At 27.7% G+C, this 15,191-nt stretch carries 14 protein-coding genes; 4 read left to right on the forward strand and 10 right to left on the reverse strand.

Annotated elements, in window-relative coordinates:
• Positions 1-7: 7 nt before the first annotated feature.
• The 6 genes from O6B72_RS05515 to O6B72_RS05540 all read right to left on the reverse strand — a co-directional run bounded on the left by O6B72_RS05515 (position 8) and on the right by O6B72_RS05540 (position 6,729).
• Complete coding sequence (locus O6B72_RS05515; RefSeq protein WP_269487985.1) at positions 8-1,456, reverse strand: Ppx/GppA phosphatase family protein; 1,449 nt, start codon at positions 1,454-1,456, stop codon at positions 8-10.
• The gene (locus O6B72_RS05520; RefSeq protein WP_269492468.1) at positions 1,453-2,691 is read right to left on the reverse strand and encodes a sensor histidine kinase; all 1,239 of its coding nucleotides are present in this window, start codon (positions 2,689-2,691) and stop codon (positions 1,453-1,455) included. Before O6B72_RS05520 ends, O6B72_RS05515 begins: the two co-directional genes overlap by 4 nt.
• Positions 2,692-2,729: 38 nt before the next feature.
• A complete protein-coding gene (hsrA, locus tag O6B72_RS05525) occupies positions 2,730-3,401 on the reverse strand; it encodes a homeostatic response regulator transcription factor HsrA (RefSeq protein WP_024962405.1) in 672 nt (223 codons plus the stop codon).
• 78 nt (positions 3,402-3,479) lie between these two features.
• Positions 3,480-3,797: a dihydroneopterin aldolase gene (locus O6B72_RS05530; protein ID WP_258299193.1), complete on the reverse strand. Its 318-nt coding sequence runs from the start codon at positions 3,795-3,797 to the stop codon at positions 3,480-3,482.
• Positions 3,794-4,393: a glycerol-3-phosphate 1-O-acyltransferase PlsY gene (plsY, locus tag O6B72_RS05535; RefSeq protein WP_258299219.1), complete on the reverse strand. Its 600-nt coding sequence runs from the start codon at positions 4,391-4,393 to the stop codon at positions 3,794-3,796. The genes O6B72_RS05530 and plsY overlap by 4 nt, the downstream gene beginning before the upstream one ends.
• Before the next feature lie 86 nt (positions 4,394-4,479).
• Entirely contained in the window at positions 4,480-6,729 is a 2,250-nt protein-coding gene (locus O6B72_RS05540; RefSeq protein WP_269492470.1) for a helicase HerA domain-containing protein, read from the reverse strand.
• Positions 6,730-6,831: 102 nt separating this feature from the next.
• Here O6B72_RS05540 and O6B72_RS05545 point away from each other — a divergent pair, with 102 nt between their 5' ends.
• Positions 6,832-7,725, forward strand: a complete 894-nt coding sequence (locus O6B72_RS05545; protein ID WP_269492472.1) for a methylenetetrahydrofolate reductase — start codon at positions 6,832-6,834, stop codon at positions 7,723-7,725.
• A gap of 38 nt (positions 7,726-7,763) precedes the next feature.
• Here the strand turns inward: O6B72_RS05545 and O6B72_RS05550 are convergent, their stop codons facing one another.
• The 4 genes from O6B72_RS05550 to O6B72_RS05565 are packed head-to-tail and all read right to left on the reverse strand — an operon-like array spanning position 7,764 to position 12,225.
• On the reverse strand, positions 7,764-8,975 hold the full coding sequence (locus tag O6B72_RS05550; RefSeq protein WP_269492473.1) for a hypothetical protein: 1,212 nt from the start codon (positions 8,973-8,975) through the stop codon (positions 7,764-7,766).
• 56 nt (positions 8,976-9,031) lie between these two features.
• Positions 9,032-10,108 carry a 1-deoxy-D-xylulose-5-phosphate reductoisomerase gene (dxr, locus tag O6B72_RS05555; RefSeq protein ID WP_269492474.1) on the reverse strand — a complete coding sequence of 359 codons (1,077 nt, stop codon included), beginning with the start codon at positions 10,106-10,108 and terminating at the stop codon, positions 9,032-9,034.
• Complete coding sequence (locus tag O6B72_RS05560; protein ID WP_269492475.1) at positions 10,102-10,857, reverse strand: phosphatidate cytidylyltransferase; 756 nt, start codon at positions 10,855-10,857, stop codon at positions 10,102-10,104. The genes dxr and O6B72_RS05560 overlap by 7 nt, the downstream gene beginning before the upstream one ends.
• 51 nt (positions 10,858-10,908) lie before the next feature.
• Positions 10,909-12,225 (reverse strand): NFACT RNA binding domain-containing protein, encoded by a 1,317-nt coding sequence (locus O6B72_RS05565; protein WP_269492476.1) that lies wholly within the window; start codon positions 12,223-12,225, stop codon positions 10,909-10,911.
• A 69-nt stretch (positions 12,226-12,294) separates the two neighbouring features.
• Between O6B72_RS05565 and leuC the strand changes: the two genes are divergently transcribed.
• Genes leuC through O6B72_RS05580 form a run of 3 tightly spaced genes read left to right on the forward strand, consistent with a single transcriptional unit; the run spans position 12,295 to position 15,188 of the window.
• The gene (gene leuC, locus O6B72_RS05570) at positions 12,295-13,560 is read left to right on the forward strand and encodes a 3-isopropylmalate dehydratase large subunit (protein WP_269492478.1); all 1,266 of its coding nucleotides are present in this window, start codon (positions 12,295-12,297) and stop codon (positions 13,558-13,560) included.
• Positions 13,561-13,569: 9 nt separating this feature from the next.
• Positions 13,570-14,133, forward strand: a complete 564-nt coding sequence (locus O6B72_RS05575) for a molybdenum cofactor guanylyltransferase (RefSeq protein WP_269492479.1) — start codon at positions 13,570-13,572, stop codon at positions 14,131-14,133.
• Positions 14,130-15,188, forward strand: a complete 1,059-nt coding sequence (locus tag O6B72_RS05580; RefSeq protein ID WP_269492480.1) for a phospholipase A — start codon at positions 14,130-14,132, stop codon at positions 15,186-15,188. The genes O6B72_RS05575 and O6B72_RS05580 overlap by 4 nt, the downstream gene beginning before the upstream one ends.
• Positions 15,189-15,191 lie beyond the last annotated feature (3 nt).

Consider the following 15,191-nt stretch of genomic DNA (forward strand, 5'->3'; position numbering starts at 1 on the left):
TTCCTTTTTAATTAAATGTAATTGCAAAAATTCCTGGTTTTTGCATTTTTTTAATAGTGTCTTTTATATATTCATCTTCTTTTAATCCATAAATTTCAAGTGTTTTATTTTTGTAGCTAAGACTTACATTTTTTATATCACTATAGTCTAAAACTGTAGCTAGTTTTAAAATAAAACTTAGCCAAATAATTGAGTTTTCATCGGGTAATAACTCTTTTAATTCTTCATATTCAATTTGACTCATGCTTTTTTTTCCATTTTGTTTTATTATCGTTGCAATTAGGGCTTTTTCTTTATGTGTATAGCCATAATTAAGTGCGTTTAAGATAATAAAATTAGCGTTTAAATGCTTTGAGTAAAAGCCTATTTTTCTTCCAATGTCTGTGAGTTTTGAGGCTGTTAAAAGTTCATTTATATAATTTTCACTAACTTTATGAAGGGGTTTTAGGGTATAAAAAAGCTCTTTTGAAAATTTAGTTATATTTGGACGATTTTGAGTTATAAACCTATCTTGTAAGCTTTTTAAAGATGGATTAAAATTTCCAGGAAATTTTGCATTTTTACCTATTAAATTTGTTAAAAAAACTCCCTCTCTAACACCAACTCCACTTGTAATTATCTCTTTTGCTTTTAAAATATCAGCAACTTTTTTGAAAATATAAGCTCCGCCTCTTATCGTATCAAAACGATCTTTTTTTATAAAAAAGCTTCCCAAATCTGATATTTTTGAAGAATAAATTTTTTCTATAAAGCTTTTTTCTCTTTCATAATTATAGGAAAATCCATGAACCATTTTTAAAGGATAATTCTTTCTTTGTATAATTGCATTTGAAATGGCTCTTAAGCTTCCCCCAATTGAGATAATTGTATTGTTTTGAAAATCTTTTGGAATTTTATCTGTTAACTCTTTAACAAATTTATCAAGTCCATTTAAATTTTCTTTATCATAAAAAAGCTCTTTTAATCTTACAGTTCCTAAATTTAAAGAAAGTGTTTTTACAACTTTTCCACTTTGTATTTTAGCAAGTTCTGTTGAGCCACCACCAATATCAATAGTTGTTGCATTATCTGGGTATTTTACAAGTCTTGCTGCTCCAAAGCCACCATAGTATGCCTCCATATCGCCATCTACAACTTTTAGGCTAATGCCAAGCTTTTTAACCATATTTATAAACTCATTTGCATTTTTTGCATCTCTTAAGGCTGATGTTCCAACGGCTAGAATTTTTTGAATTTTATACCTATTTAATATTTTTCTAAACTCCACAAAAGCGCCAAAGCATTTTTTCATAGCATCTTCTTGGATAATTCCACTATGCTCATAGGCTCCTTCACCAAGTCTTACTTTCATTTTATATTCGCCAAGTATGTAAAATCCAAGCCTACTAGTTCTTCCAAAAATTACCATTCTTGCTGAGTTTGAGCCAAGGTCTATAACTGCTACTTTTTTCGTCATTTAAAAGCCTTATTTAATTTTTTACTTGTTTTTGAAATTGGAATTTTAATAGTTGCAATGACTCCTTTTTGATCACTTCTATTTTTAAGTGAAATTTGAGCATTCATTGCATCGGCTGCACCTTTTGCTAAAAATAAGCCAAGTCCAGCACCGCTTTTATTACCACTTCGTTTAAATGGTGCAAAAAGATCCAAACTTTCATCTATTCCAATTCCCTCATCAACAACATCAAGTTTAAAACAATCGTCTAAAATAGTGCTTTTTATGATAATAGCTGAGTTTTGTGGTGAAAACTTAATAGCATTTTGAATGAAATTTTGGACAATATGTAAAAATAAATTTGGTTGAATGCTCATAAAAAACTCATCTGGTTTTAATTTTGTAATTATTGCCTTATCTTTTGATTGTGCTAATATCTTAAAATTTAAACAAGTTTCTTTTATAAGTTTTATAATGTCAATTTCAACAGGCTTTTCAAATTGTGCACCTTCTTGTCTTCCAACTTCTAAAATTGAGCTTATCATTTTATTCATATTATCAATTGAAATATTATTATTTTTTAAAGCTTCTATATATTTTTCATTATCTCTTGGCTTTAAAAGTGTAACTTCATTTTTGGTTTTCATAACAGCTAGTGGAGTTTTTAACTCATGAGCAATGCCTATAAAAAGTTCTTTTTGATATCCTATAAAAGTGTGAATTCTATCAATAAGCCTATTTATACCCATTCCAAGAGGTTTGAATTCTAATGGAATTTCATTTTCATCTATGTGGTCAAGTGCTATTTCATTAAGTTTTGAAAGCTTGGCTGAAAGAAGCTTAACAGGAATTAGAAGAGATCTCGATAAAAATAAAGCAAAAAATAAAATTAAAAATATCATGGTCGCATTTATAATGATAATATCAGTTAATATTTGAGAAATTAATTTGTTATAAAAAGTTGTGTCCGTATCAAGTATGATAATGCTATTTTTATAGGGATATTCAAGCATAAGAGATGATTTTTCTTCTGTTTTTATGCTTGTATATTTTGGTTTTTTTAGATTTTTTTCATTTTGAATTATTTTTACATTTATCGGTGTGTGACCAAGCTCTTTTGTGTAAAAGTTAAAGCTATTGGTTATATTTTGAGATGATAATTTTATAGCTTCTTGATTTAGAACCTGTACCACTGTTTCAAAAATATTGATTTTTATATAGTGGTAAAGCATAGTTGAAAATATTAAAATTAGCATCGAAGAACCCGATGCTAACTGAATGATAAATTTAGTCCTTAAGCTTTTTTGGGAAAGCAAAATCTATATCCGCGTCTTCTTACAGTTTCTATTGTTGATATATTTAAAGGTTTATCCATTTTTTGTCTAATTTGGTTTATTGCTACTTCAATCACATTTGGAGTAACAAGCTCTGGCTCCTCCCAGATTGCATCAAGGAGTTGCTCTTTTGAGACTATTTGATCGCTATGTCTTGCAAGATGAGTTAAAACCTCAAATGGTTTTCCTTTTAATTCTACTTCTTGATCTTTATAAATTATTTTTTCCTCATCTGGGTCTATTGTAAGTTCGCCTATTTGAATTACATTTGTACCACCAAATCTAAGTTGAACTTCAATTCTTGCTAAAAGCACATCAAAATCAAATGGTTTTTTTACATAATCGCTTGCTCCTGCTTTTAATGCTTTTATTTCACTTTCTTTATCTTCTTTTGCTGATAGCATTACAATTGCAGTTCTAGGGCATTTTTGTTTTATAATATTGATAAGGTCAATTCCATCTCCATCAGGAAGCATCCAATCTGCTAGAACTAAATCATAGTTTCTTATGCCGATATAGTACTCAGCATCTTTGAAGTTTTCAGCACAGTCTGCTTGATAACCAAATTCTTGCAAACCCTCGGCAATTGTTTTATTTAGAGTAACTTCATCTTCTACTATCAAAATTCTCATTATACTTTCCTTAATTTTAAAATTATTTCAGCGATTATAACAGAATTTAAGCTTAAATTCAAGTTTTTTAAATATATCTTAAAAAATTTTTTCTATCATTGCCCCAACATCTGCATTTTGTAAAATTTCTTTTTTTATAATTTTCATAAAAAAATAATTTATTGTTGGGTATTTTTTTTTAAAAAAATCACAAAAATAATTTAAAGCATCTTCAACTTTTACAAATTTATTTTTATTAAACTCATTTTCTATAATTTCACAAGCTAACGCATAATCGATAAACTCATGAGCTTGAAATTTTGCATCTATTTTTATCATTTGAGTAGTAGTGCGTTCAAACTCAAGCATTCCAATAATTGTTTTAAGTTCTAAATTTTCAATTAAAACAGTTATCATAGAACCTGTTTTTCCTCTTTAAAAATAAGTCTTTTGATATTTGGAATGTGTTTATAAAACACAATAAAAACAATTATTATAATTGGTGCATGTGTGTTTATTGGTAAAATTTGTGGATGTATTATTAGTGAAAGAATTAAAAAGGTAAAAATTCCACTAAGAGATGCAATGGATGAAACTTTTATAAATTTTCCTACAAAAAACCAAACAACTACTGATAAAGCAACTTCAATTGGTAAGAATGCTGCAAAAACTCCATAGCTTGTTGCCACACCTTTTCCACCTTCAAATTTTAAAAATGCACTAAAACAATGCCCTAATACAGCCATTACTGCCATCATCCATAAAACATTTTCATCAATTCCTGCAAATTTGGCAATAATAATAGGCAAAAAGCCTTTTAATACATCGCAAATTATTGTAATAATTGCTATTTTTTTTGCATTTTTTAAATCAATATTCTTTAAAACTCTATAAACATTTGTTGCTCCAATGCTTTTGCTTCCTTCTTTTGTAATGTCCACACTATAAAGAGATTTTACAATAATAACTCCAAATGGAATTGAGGCTATTAAATAAGCAGTCAAATAAAGCATAATATTTGGATTTGTTAAGAAATTTATTAATCCGTTCACTGTTTTTCCTTTAAAATTTTTAAGCTTAAAATTCTATCAAAACTATTTTAACTTTTCCATAAAAGTGATATTTTTTCATCAAAAATATCACTTTTTTTAGCTGCAATTTCAGTTGTTTTAATATCTAAATTTTTTAAATTATACTTTTCTCTTAGTTCTTTTAGTTTCGCGCTTTCTTCCAATATAAGCTCATTTAATTTATTTTCAAGTGCTTCAAGTGCATCTTTTGCAAGTGCGACATCTTTTCTTTCATTTAAAACTCTATTTGCACTTTTTGAACTAGTTAGAACTTTTGAAGCATTTGTTTTTGTAAGAGTTTTATTTCCTAAAAGCATACCTAAAATAGCACCTCCGATACTAATAGCTGCGTTTATTCCACTTGATTTAACATCTGATTTTTCTTTATCAAGTTTAATTTGAGCTTTTTGAATTTGAGCTTCTAATTTTTCTTTTTCTGCTTTAAATTTAGCTTCAAATTTGGAGGTTTCATCCTCTAAAATTTCATTGCATTTATCATTTAGTCTTATTAAAAAATCGCTTTTTTCTTCATTTGGTTTTGAAATTTCACCAAGAGCCTCAAAAAGTGTAAGTTTAATATTTCTAAAAATATAATCTTTAAAATCTCTTGCTTCTTTACTTAAATCTTTATTTGAAGATATAAATGAAGGGAGTGGTTCAAACTCGCTATCTTCTTTTGCTGTTTTGCTTAAAATTTGATTGAAATTAAAGGCATTTTCCCACTTTATTTCATCACTGACAAGTGGTATTGCTAAATTTAAATCTTTTTGATATTCAAAATCTTTTGTTTTGTATATTACTTTTGCACTTGCTAGAAGATGCGGTATTAAATTTAGTGAGTTTTCATAACAAAAATACTCATCAATGTTTGGTGAAACTACAGGTTTTGTTTTTGAAAGTGTTAAATTTAATGGTTTGAAATTTTCTTTTTTATCGGCCATTAAATTTGAAATTTGATCACTACTTAATGGGCCTTTTAGATAACTTAATGCAAATCTTGAAGAAATTATTTCTAAATTTGATTCATTTATGTTTTTAACTAAAAAACTTCTTTTTTTAAGATTTGAAATTTGCTCTAATAATTTATTTTTATCACTTTCTCCAACACCAGTTAGCCCGCTTATTACTCTATTTTTATCTTGAGCTGTTTGAAGTCTTCCAATAAACCAAGTGCCTATGTTAGAAAGACCTTTGTAGTCTAGATCTATTGGGTTTTGTGTTGATAAAACACATCCAATACCAAAAGCTCTTGCTTGTTTTAAAAGTGTTAGCATTGGTGTTTTTGACGGAGGATTTGAAGTTGGCGGAAAAAATCCAAAAATTTCATCCATATATAAAATCATTCTTAGGCTATTTGTGCCATCAGTTGTTCGCATCCATCTTATGATTTCATTTAAAAGCAAGGTCACAAAAAACATTCTTTCATCATCATTTAGATGTGAAATTGTAAAGATATTGCATCTTGCTTTTCCACTATCATTAAAAAGCATTTTTGAAATATCAAGTTTTTCGCCTTTACACCATTGCGAAAATGACGGACTTGCGATTAAGGAGTTTAGCTTCATTGCAAATTCCATTCTTTTATTTGCTGGATAAAGAGTTTCTACATCAAAAACTCCAAGCTTTGAAAATGGTGGAGTTACTATTTGATGAATTAAATCTGCAATACTTAAATTTAAATTTTTTTTGAAATTCGCTAAAAATATGTTTTGTAAAAAAAGCTCTTTTGAATTATCATTTTCGCCTATTAGTGATAATACTGAGTTCGATAAAGATAGTGTGTATTCATTTAAGCCTTCTTCATCTAAATTTATAGGTGCTTCAAAATTACTTAAAAGGCTTATTCCAAGTCCGGAGCTACTTTTTGGAGTAAATATCTTAAACTCAGCACTGTTTTTTAATAAATTTACTCTATCTAAACTTTGAAATGACCCCTCAATACCATTTTTCCAGATTTCAGCTGTTTTTTCTGCCAACTCTTTTGTTGTCATACTTTTGCTTTTTGCCTCATTTTCATCAATATATGGTAAAAAGTCATCTGCTTGCATTTTTGGAAAAGTAAGAGCTAAATTTGTCATATCGCCTTTTGGGTCAATTACAATTGATGGGATATTATCAATGGCAGCTTCTTCTAAAAGCGTAATTCCAAGACCAGTTTTTCCACTTCCAGTCATTCCAATAATTGCTGCGTGAGTTGTTAAGTCTTTATTTTTATATAAAAATGGCTCACCATTTTCTTTAAGTCCTAAATAAAATAATTTTAAATTTTCTTGTAGCATTTTCGCCTCTTTTTAAAAGTTTTTTGTATGATACCATATCAAGGTTTAAGAAAAAGCAAAATTTTAATTTGTTATCATATAAAAAATAATTTAAGGAAAAATATGTTTTTTGAAAAACTTAAAAACAATGAAAGTGGAATTTTGCTTTATGGCCAAACACCACCAAAGCAAAATCATCAAAATTTAGAAAATTTATTTGAACTTAGAAAAAAAAGACTTAACTTACTTGATGTTGATGGTATCGTTATATATGATTTGCAAGATGAGGGCGATAGAAATGATGAAAAAAGAACTTTTGAGTTTGTAAAAACTATAGATCCGTATGAGTATTATAAGGCTTTGGAGCTTAAATTTCCAGGTATTATTTATAAATCAGTAGGAAAATACAACCAAGATGAGTTTATAAAAAGTTTAAAATTTGATAAAAATATAGCAAATGTTTTTGTAGGTGCTAGTTCAAAGGATCAAAAAATAAAACTTAGTTTAAAAAAAGCTTATGAGATCAAAAAAGAATTTGCAAAAGATATCCCACTTGGTGGAATTTGTATACCTGAAAGACATGAAATAAAACACAATGAGCATTTAAAAGTTGCAAATAAAACACTAAATGGTTGTGAGTTTTTTATAACCCAAGCAGTTTATAATGCAATAAATGCCAAGAATTTTATAGATGACTATGCAAAACTAAATATAAAAAAAGTTCCAATTATTTTTACTTTTACACCGTGTGGAAGTTTAAAAACACTTGAGTTTATGAAATGGCTTGGTATTTCAATTCCACCATTTTTAGAAAATAGGTTAAAAAATAGTATTGATATTTTACAAAGTTCAGTTTCGCTTAGTTTTGAAATGTTTGAATTTATATATAGATATGCTAAAAATAAAGGCGTTGTTGTTGGGGCAAATGTTGAAAGCATTTCAACTAGAAAAGTTGAAATAGAAGCATCTATCAAGTTATTAAAAGACATAAAAAGAAGCATCGATAGAAAAGTTTAAAAAATCAAGCAATTAAGTTTGCTTGTTTTTCTTAAATTTTATTTAAAAAATCTATCAAAAAGGTTGAAAATATCAGCTACAACACTTATAAATGTTAAAATTGTAATAGTTGCTGCAATAAGTGTAATCTTAGAGTTAAATTTATCTCTTTTTTCTTTTTCAGCTTCTTTTTGAGCTTTTTCTTTTTCTCTTTCCTCGGCTATTTTTCTTAATTCTTCCTGGCGTGAATCTCTTTCTATTTCCCTTTGGCGTTTTTCATCTTCAAGAGCTTTTTGTCTTTCATCTCTTTCAAGCTCTCTTTGAACTCTTGCATCCTCATACTCTTTTTGTCTTTGAATTTGCTCTTTTTCTTTTCTTTCTAGCTCTTTTTGGCGATATTTTTCTTCTTTGATGTTAGTTTCTTCTTTAATAATTTCAAAAAAATCACTCAAATTTTTAGAAATTTCGTCATATTTTTCTTCAAATTTTAAAGTTTTTTTAACAAGAGTAAAAATATCACTAGCTTCTTTTCTATCTTCTTTGATTTCGTAATTTGTCATTATCTTATAACTAAAAAATTTCTTTTTTAGCTCTAAGACTTCATCTACTGAAATTAAGTCAAATTCATTCTGCAATTTTTCCTTAACGCTTAGATTTATATTTTCATAACTTAATGCAATTAATTGAATTATGAGATTTTTAAATATATTTTGTTCTTTTGATAAATTTATTTCATCTTGAAATTTCGATAAATTTGCATCAAAAAGTATGAAATTTCTTTCGTTAAAAGCAAGATTATAATCTCCATTTTTTCTTTTAAAAATACTATCTTCGCCTATAAAGCATCTATCTTTTAAAGATGTGAATTTATCGGGCTCATCAGTTATAACAAAGTAATTTCCAACCCAAAATCTATTTTTAAAATTCTCATTTATCCACTCATCTTTAATTTCTTGAACAAAAAACATTATTTGATTATTAAAAAGTGTGAAGATATAATCCGAATATAAAATTTTATACTCTTCATTTATTTTAACAATTTCTGTGATTTCTTTTAAATTTTTTTGAAAATGTTCCAAAAGCTCATAAAAATTTCCATCAATTATCTTTATCTTGTCTTTTTCATTTTGTAATTTAAAATGATTTTTTAGATATTTTACAAATTCTATAAATTCAGGCTTACAAGCATTTAGATTTCCTTTTATTTCTTTGTTTAAAACAGTAAAAATTTCTTTATTTTCAACTAAATTTATCCTATAAAATTTTGTCATTTTCTACCTTTTAAAAATTTTTTGTAATTATATATAAAAAAGTTATATTTTAAAATTTATGCTAATTTTTTAGCAAATTCTCTTACTTTTTTATCCATTTCAAAAATTTCTTCTAGATTCAAAGGCTTAAAAGAGGCAAAATTATCTAAACTTTCAAAAATTATTTTTTTAATATCTAAAAATTTGCACTCATTATTTAAAAATTTATTAACATAAATTTCATTTGCAGCATTTATTATTACCCCTAAATCAGGGTTTTTTATGACTTCATCTTTTAGTGAAAAGACTGGATATTTTTCTAAATCAATTTTTTCAAATTTAAGCCCTTTTTCTAAGCTCAACAAATCAAAATGCTCTAAGATTGGTTCATCTATTTCATCTAAAATAGCATTTGCAATTGAAAGTTTCATATCTGTTTTTGAGATATGAGCCGTGGTTGAGCCATCGATAAACTCAATTAATGCGTGAATCGTTGAGGTTCTTTCAATATATGCATCTAAATTTGAAATTTTATAAAGATGAAACGCTTCCATTATTTCAAAAAGTTTATTCATCATAGTTGCACTATCTATTGTTATCTTTGCTCCCATGCTCCAATTTGGATGCTTTAGTGCATCTTTTGGAGTTGCATTTTTAAGCGTATTTAAATTGGCATCTCTAAATGCTCCTCCACTTGCAGTGATTATCATTTTATGAATTTTCATCTCTTTTAGTAGAAATTTAAGTCCAAAATGTTCGCTGTCAATTGGAACTATTTTTTTTGTATCAAGAAATTTTCCAGCCACAACCAAGCTTTCTTTATTTGCAAGGCATAAGGTTTTATTCAAATTTTGTGTTTTAATACTTGGTTTTAGTCCGGCAAAACCAACAAGGGCGTTTATAACTTTTTTGCTTTTGCAGTTTTCAAGCATTTTTAAAAGCCCATTTTCACCAACAAAAACAGTTTTGTGATTTACTGATTTAACTAAATTTTCATCGCCAACACAGACGAATTTCGGTTTGAATTTTGCAATTTGTAAATTTAGCAAATCCACATTTTTATTGCAACTTAATGCTTCAACTTCAATGTCAAATTTATTGGCTATAAGGAGCGAATTTACGCCAATTGATCCAGTTGAGCCTAAAATTACCATATGTAAATTAAACTCATAGCAACCCCACCAAAAAGGTAGCTGTCTATTCTATCGAGCATTCCACCATGTCCTGGAAATATATCGCCACTATCTTTAACTCCAGCTTTTCTTTTCAGATAGCTTTCAAACAAATCTCCAAAAATTCCAGCAATAACGATAAAAATAGTTGAAATTAAAGGATTGGGTAAAGTTCCTGCATCCATGAAAAATGCGTAATAAGCTCCGCCTACAAACACGGCACAAACTACACCGCCAAGAAGTCCCTCAAGTGTCTTGTTAGGTGATGTTTGACAAAAACCGTGCGAACCAAAAGCTTTGCCGATAAAATATGCACCACTATCTGCACAGGCTATTACTATAAGCAGATAAACAAGGCAAGTAATGCCTAAAACTTGATATATACTAAACATTATAAATATTGGAGCTAATGGATATATAAATACTTTTAAAGAATTTAAATTTTCACTATTTTTATAGGCTAAAAATGAGCTTGCAATAAGTAAAATAAGTGCTATAAATTTATAAACATGTGAAAAACTATTTCCTGAAAAAATAGCAAATATTACAAAAAGTCCAACGCCAAGCGGAATGATAGTTTCATCATCTATTTTATAAAGCTTTAAAGCCTCACTCAAAGATAATGCTAAAACACCTGCAAATATTAAAAAGTTGAGCAAATACAAGTCTAGCCAAACAAGCACAAGTAGTGCTAAAATTAGTATACCTGCTGTTTTTAAGCGAGTTTTCATAATGCATCCTTTTGTAAGAATTTTAAACATATTTTATCTAAATTTACTTATTTAAGTCTTTAAGATATTAATTGTTTTGTAGTTTATGTAATTTACAAATGCTCCATCAACCACTTTTACATTTGCTCTTTTTGTGTAATCAACTTCAAAATTTCCACTATTTTTAACGCTAAAATTAACACAAATTTTTGCTGCCATTTTAATTATTTCATCGCTTAAGTTTTGTTTATTTGTTTTAATTATCACATGAGCTGATGGGATATCTTTTAGATGAAACCAAAAATCATCTTTTTTTGAGTTTTTAAGTAGGCTTATATTTCCTTTTTCGTTTTTTCCAACAGAGATTTTGAAATCACCTATATAAAAATTTTCTATTATCTCACTTTCCTTATTTAAAGGAAGTTTTTTACTTTTTTTAGGAAATAAAGCCTCAATTTCATCTAAATTTGAGACATTTTTAACTAATTCTTTTAAATTTTGAAAAAACTCTATTTTTTCATTTAAATTTGCTTTTTCAAATTTAACTCCACTAGCTTTTTGTCTTAGTTTTTTACTCTCATCAAAAAGTCTTTTTGCTTCAAGTTTTGGAGTATTTTCACATTTAAAAAAGACATCATTTCCGTTAAAATCTTTTAAAATAAACTCTTTTTGAAAATCATTTAAAAGATGTAAGTTTGCTGTTATAATTTCACCTTTTTTATTTAAGCTCATTGATTTTTCAAGTAGATTTTCTTGGCTTTCTAGCTCAGTTAAATTTTTAGTTAAACTATCTATTTTTTTATCTAAAATTGTTATTTTTGAATTTTTTATATCAAAAAGCTTTTTTGAGTTTATTTTTTCAAATTCGCTTTTTAAAAACTCATCAAAATTTACAATTATTTGGCTTGGCTTCTCTTTTATTGTGATTTGGCTTAAGTGTTTCAAAGTTTTCCCAGGTTTTATGCTTCTATTTGTGTTTTCATAGTGACTTAAAGCTTCTAATATATTATCATTTTCATCTGTTATTATAATATTTGTAAATCGCCCTGTAAATTCAAAATATAAATTTGAAACTATCTCTTTGTAACTTCCACTTTTTTTTGCTTTTATAAAAAGTATTCTATTATTTTCTAAAACTTCTAAATTTATTAAATTTGACGCATTAAATCTTTTACTTAAAATTACATCAAAAGGTGCTTTATAGCTTTTTAAATTCTTGTAATCATCGTTTTTATAAATAGCTGAGTTTTGCTTATCCATATCAAAAAAGATAGTGTTTTGTTTATCGAACTCTATTAAAACAACTCTATCGCCAACTCTTTTTATACTGTTTATTTTTTCAAATTTTTTTAAAAAATCCGCAATTTGCATTAATATTTTATACTTCATAACTCTAATTTTAGCAAAATTTAGATAAAATCTTTTAGTTTAAATAAAAAAATAACAAAAAGGGATTTAATGAAACAAACAATTACTGAAAAAATTTTCAGCGATCATGTAGGATATGAGGTAAAAGCTGGGCAAATAATAGATAGCAAGATTGATATGGTTATAGGAAATGATATAACAACACCAATTTCCATAAAGGCTTTTAAAGAAAGCGGTGCAAAAAGCCTTGCGAACCCAGATGGTTTTGCCATTGTTATGGATCACTACATCCCAGCCAAAGATATTTTAAGTGCAAATCAAGCAAAAATTTCAAGAGATTTTGCATATGAACATAACTTAAAAAACTATTTTGATGAAAAAGATATGGGAATTGAGCATGCACTTTTGCCTGAAAAAGGACTTGTTATTCCAGGAGATGTAATAATAGGGGCTGATTCTCACACTTGTACTCACGGAGCTTTAGGAGCTTTTGCAACAGGTATGGGAAGTACTGATTTAGCATATGCAATGATAACTGGAAAAAATTGGTTTAAAGTACCTGAAACAATAAAGATTGTTTTTAAGTCAAAACCTGCACAACATGTTTATGGAAAAGATTTAATTTTGGAAGTAATTAGGCAAATTGGCGTTGATGGAGCACTTTATAAAGCTTTAGAATTTACAGGTGATAGCATCCAATATTTGGATATGGATTCAAGATTTAGTCTTTGTAATATGGCCATAGAAGCAGGCGGAAAAAGTGGCATAATTGCAGTTGATGAAATAACAAAAGATTTTTTAAAAGATAAGAATTTAAGAGATGAGCCAAAGTATTTTTACTCAGATGATGGAGCAAATTATACAAAAGTTATAGAAATAGATACTTCAAAGCTAGATCCTGTAATTGCCTATCCGTTTTTGCCAAGTAATGGAAAAAGTGTAAGAGAAGCTGTTAAAGACAATATTGCAGTTGATCAAGCTTTTATAGGAAGTTGCACAAATGGAAGATTAAGTGATTTAAGAATTGCAGCAAGTATTTTAAAAGGTAAAAAAGTAGCCCGTAAAACTCGTCTTATAATAACACCAGCTACACAAAAAATAGCCTTGCAAGCACAAAAAGAAGGACTTATTGATATTTTTATAGAAGCAGGTGCTGTTGTAAGTAATCCAACCTGTGGAGCTTGTCTTGGCGGATATATGGGAATTTTAGGAGCAGGAGAAAGATGCATCTCTACAACAAATAGAAATTTTGTAGGTAGGATGGGTGATAGAAGTAGTGAGGTTTATCTTGCAAACTCAGCTGTTGCAGCAGCATCTGCAATAACTGGAAAGATTGCTGATCCAAGAGATTTATAAAGATTTAAAATGTATGAAAATTGCGTTGTTTTAGCTGGTGGAAAAAGTTCTAGAATGGGAAGAGACAAATCACTTTTGCCATTTGAAAATTTTCATACTTTAACGCATTTTCAAGTTTTTAAATTTAGTAAAATTTTTAAAAATGTTTTTGTAAGTTCTAAATTTGATAAATTTAGCGGTGAATTTAAATTTATAAAAGATACTTTTGATGATTTTTCGCCAATGGGCGGACTTTATTCAGTTCTATCAAATTTTAAAAATAAAAATGTTTTTATAATGGCTGTTGATATGCCTTTTGTCAAATTTGAAACTATAAATTTACTTTATGAAAATTTAGGCAAAAATGAAATTTGCGTTGCAAAAGATAAAGAGCATATTCATAGCCTGTGTGGATTTTATAATTCAAATTTGAGTGATTTAGCCTTGTCTTTATATAAAAAAAATATTCATAAAATAAAAGCTTTATTTCAAAAGTCTAAATTTAAAAGCGTTTTTTTTGATGATGAAAAAGAGTTTTTAAATTTGAACTACTTTGATGAATATGAAAAAGCAATAAAAAAAGGAACTTTATGAAAAAAATAGTCTATTTATCGCTAATAGCAACTTTGTCTTTGGCAAATAATTTTAGTGATGAAGTGTATCAAAAATCACTTAAAAAAGCTATGGAATTTGAACAAAATGGTGATTATAAAAATGCAATGCTTGAGTATAAAAAGCTTGCTGAGTTTTCAAAAACACAAAATGAAATTTTGCAAAAAGAAGTAGCTAAAGAAAATACTAATACTTTAAATAAATCACAAGATGAAGTAAAGCTTCATTATGCAGATTTGAATTCTCAAAACTTAGATAATTCAAAAACTACTTTGAATAATGAAGAAATTACACCAAAAATTTCTCAAAAATCAAAATCCTTGTATCCAAAAGCAAATGAAGAAAATTCTCAGTGGCTTTATATGTATGAGCCAACTTATATAGGCTATGCTTATGATTTTAGTAAAAAACCAGATAGGAGAAAAGGTGAAACTAAATTTCAAATAAGTTTTCAAAAACCAATTTTTGATGATATTTTAGGTCTTGATGAAACTTGGAGCGTGGCTTATACTCAAAAATCTTTTTGGCAAATTTCACAAGATTCATCCCCATTTAGAACAACTGATTATGAGCCTGAAATTTTTGTAACCATACCAACTGATTTTTTAGGACTTGATTATTTTAGAGTTGGATTTAATCATCAGTCAAATGGTGAAGCTGGAGAAATTTCAAGATCTTGGAATAGGATTTTTGCACAAACTAGCTTTAATTTAGGAAATTTACGTATAACTCCAAGAGTTTGGCATTCGTTTAACTTTGATAATACCAATAAAGACATAAGACAATATTTAGGCTATGGAGATATTAAATTTAACTACGATATTGGAAATCATCATTTAATGGCTCTATGGAGAAACAATTTAAGATTTGATAAGGAAAATCGCGGAGCGATAGAATTAAATTATTATTTTCCACTTCCATTTTTTAAAGAACTTCACGGATTTGTGCAGTATTTTAGTGGATATGGTGAAAGCTTGATTGATCATAATAAACATGTTGATAAGGTAATGTTGGGTATTGCATTTTATGAAAACTAAGCT

It is taken from the genome of Campylobacter ureolyticus, assembly GCF_027277485.1.
Classification (GTDB): domain Bacteria; phylum Campylobacterota; class Campylobacteria; order Campylobacterales; family Campylobacteraceae; genus Campylobacter_B; species Campylobacter_B ureolyticus_B.

What these genes read in the sequence shown, in the direction of transcription:
- O6B72_RS05515 (WP_269487985.1), bottom strand. Translation starts at nt 1,456, where the DNA reads ATGACGAAAAAAGTAGCAGTTATAGACCTTGGCTCAAACTCAGCAAGA.
- O6B72_RS05520 (WP_269492468.1), bottom strand. Translation starts at nt 2,691, where the DNA reads ATGCTAATTTTAATATTTTCAACTATGCTTTACCACTATATAAAAATC.
- hsrA (WP_024962405.1), bottom strand. Translation starts at nt 3,401, where the DNA reads ATGAGAATTTTGATAGTAGAAGATGAAGTTACTCTAAATAAAACAATT.
- O6B72_RS05530 (WP_258299193.1), bottom strand. Translation starts at nt 3,797, where the DNA reads ATGATAACTGTTTTAATTGAAAATTTAGAACTTAAAACAATTATTGGA.
- plsY (WP_258299219.1), bottom strand. Translation starts at nt 4,393, where the DNA reads ATGCTTTATTTGACTGCTTATTTAATAGCCTCAATTCCATTTGGAGTT.
- O6B72_RS05540 (WP_269492470.1), bottom strand. Translation starts at nt 6,729, where the DNA reads ATGCTACAAGAAAATTTAAAATTATTTTATTTAGGACTTAAAGAAAAT.
- O6B72_RS05545 (WP_269492472.1), top strand. Translation starts at nt 6,832, where the DNA reads ATGTTTTTTGAAAAACTTAAAAACAATGAAAGTGGAATTTTGCTTTAT.
- O6B72_RS05550 (WP_269492473.1), bottom strand. Translation starts at nt 8,975, where the DNA reads ATGACAAAATTTTATAGGATAAATTTAGTTGAAAATAAAGAAATTTTT.
- dxr (WP_269492474.1), bottom strand. Translation starts at nt 10,108, where the DNA reads ATGGTAATTTTAGGCTCAACTGGATCAATTGGCGTAAATTCGCTCCTT.
- O6B72_RS05560 (WP_269492475.1), bottom strand. Translation starts at nt 10,857, where the DNA reads ATGAAAACTCGCTTAAAAACAGCAGGTATACTAATTTTAGCACTACTT.
- O6B72_RS05565 (WP_269492476.1), bottom strand. Translation starts at nt 12,225, where the DNA reads ATGAAGTATAAAATATTAATGCAAATTGCGGATTTTTTAAAAAAATTT.
- leuC (WP_269492478.1), top strand. Translation starts at nt 12,295, where the DNA reads ATGAAACAAACAATTACTGAAAAAATTTTCAGCGATCATGTAGGATAT.
- O6B72_RS05575 (WP_269492479.1), top strand. Translation starts at nt 13,570, where the DNA reads ATGTATGAAAATTGCGTTGTTTTAGCTGGTGGAAAAAGTTCTAGAATG.
- O6B72_RS05580 (WP_269492480.1), top strand. Translation starts at nt 14,130, where the DNA reads ATGAAAAAAATAGTCTATTTATCGCTAATAGCAACTTTGTCTTTGGCA.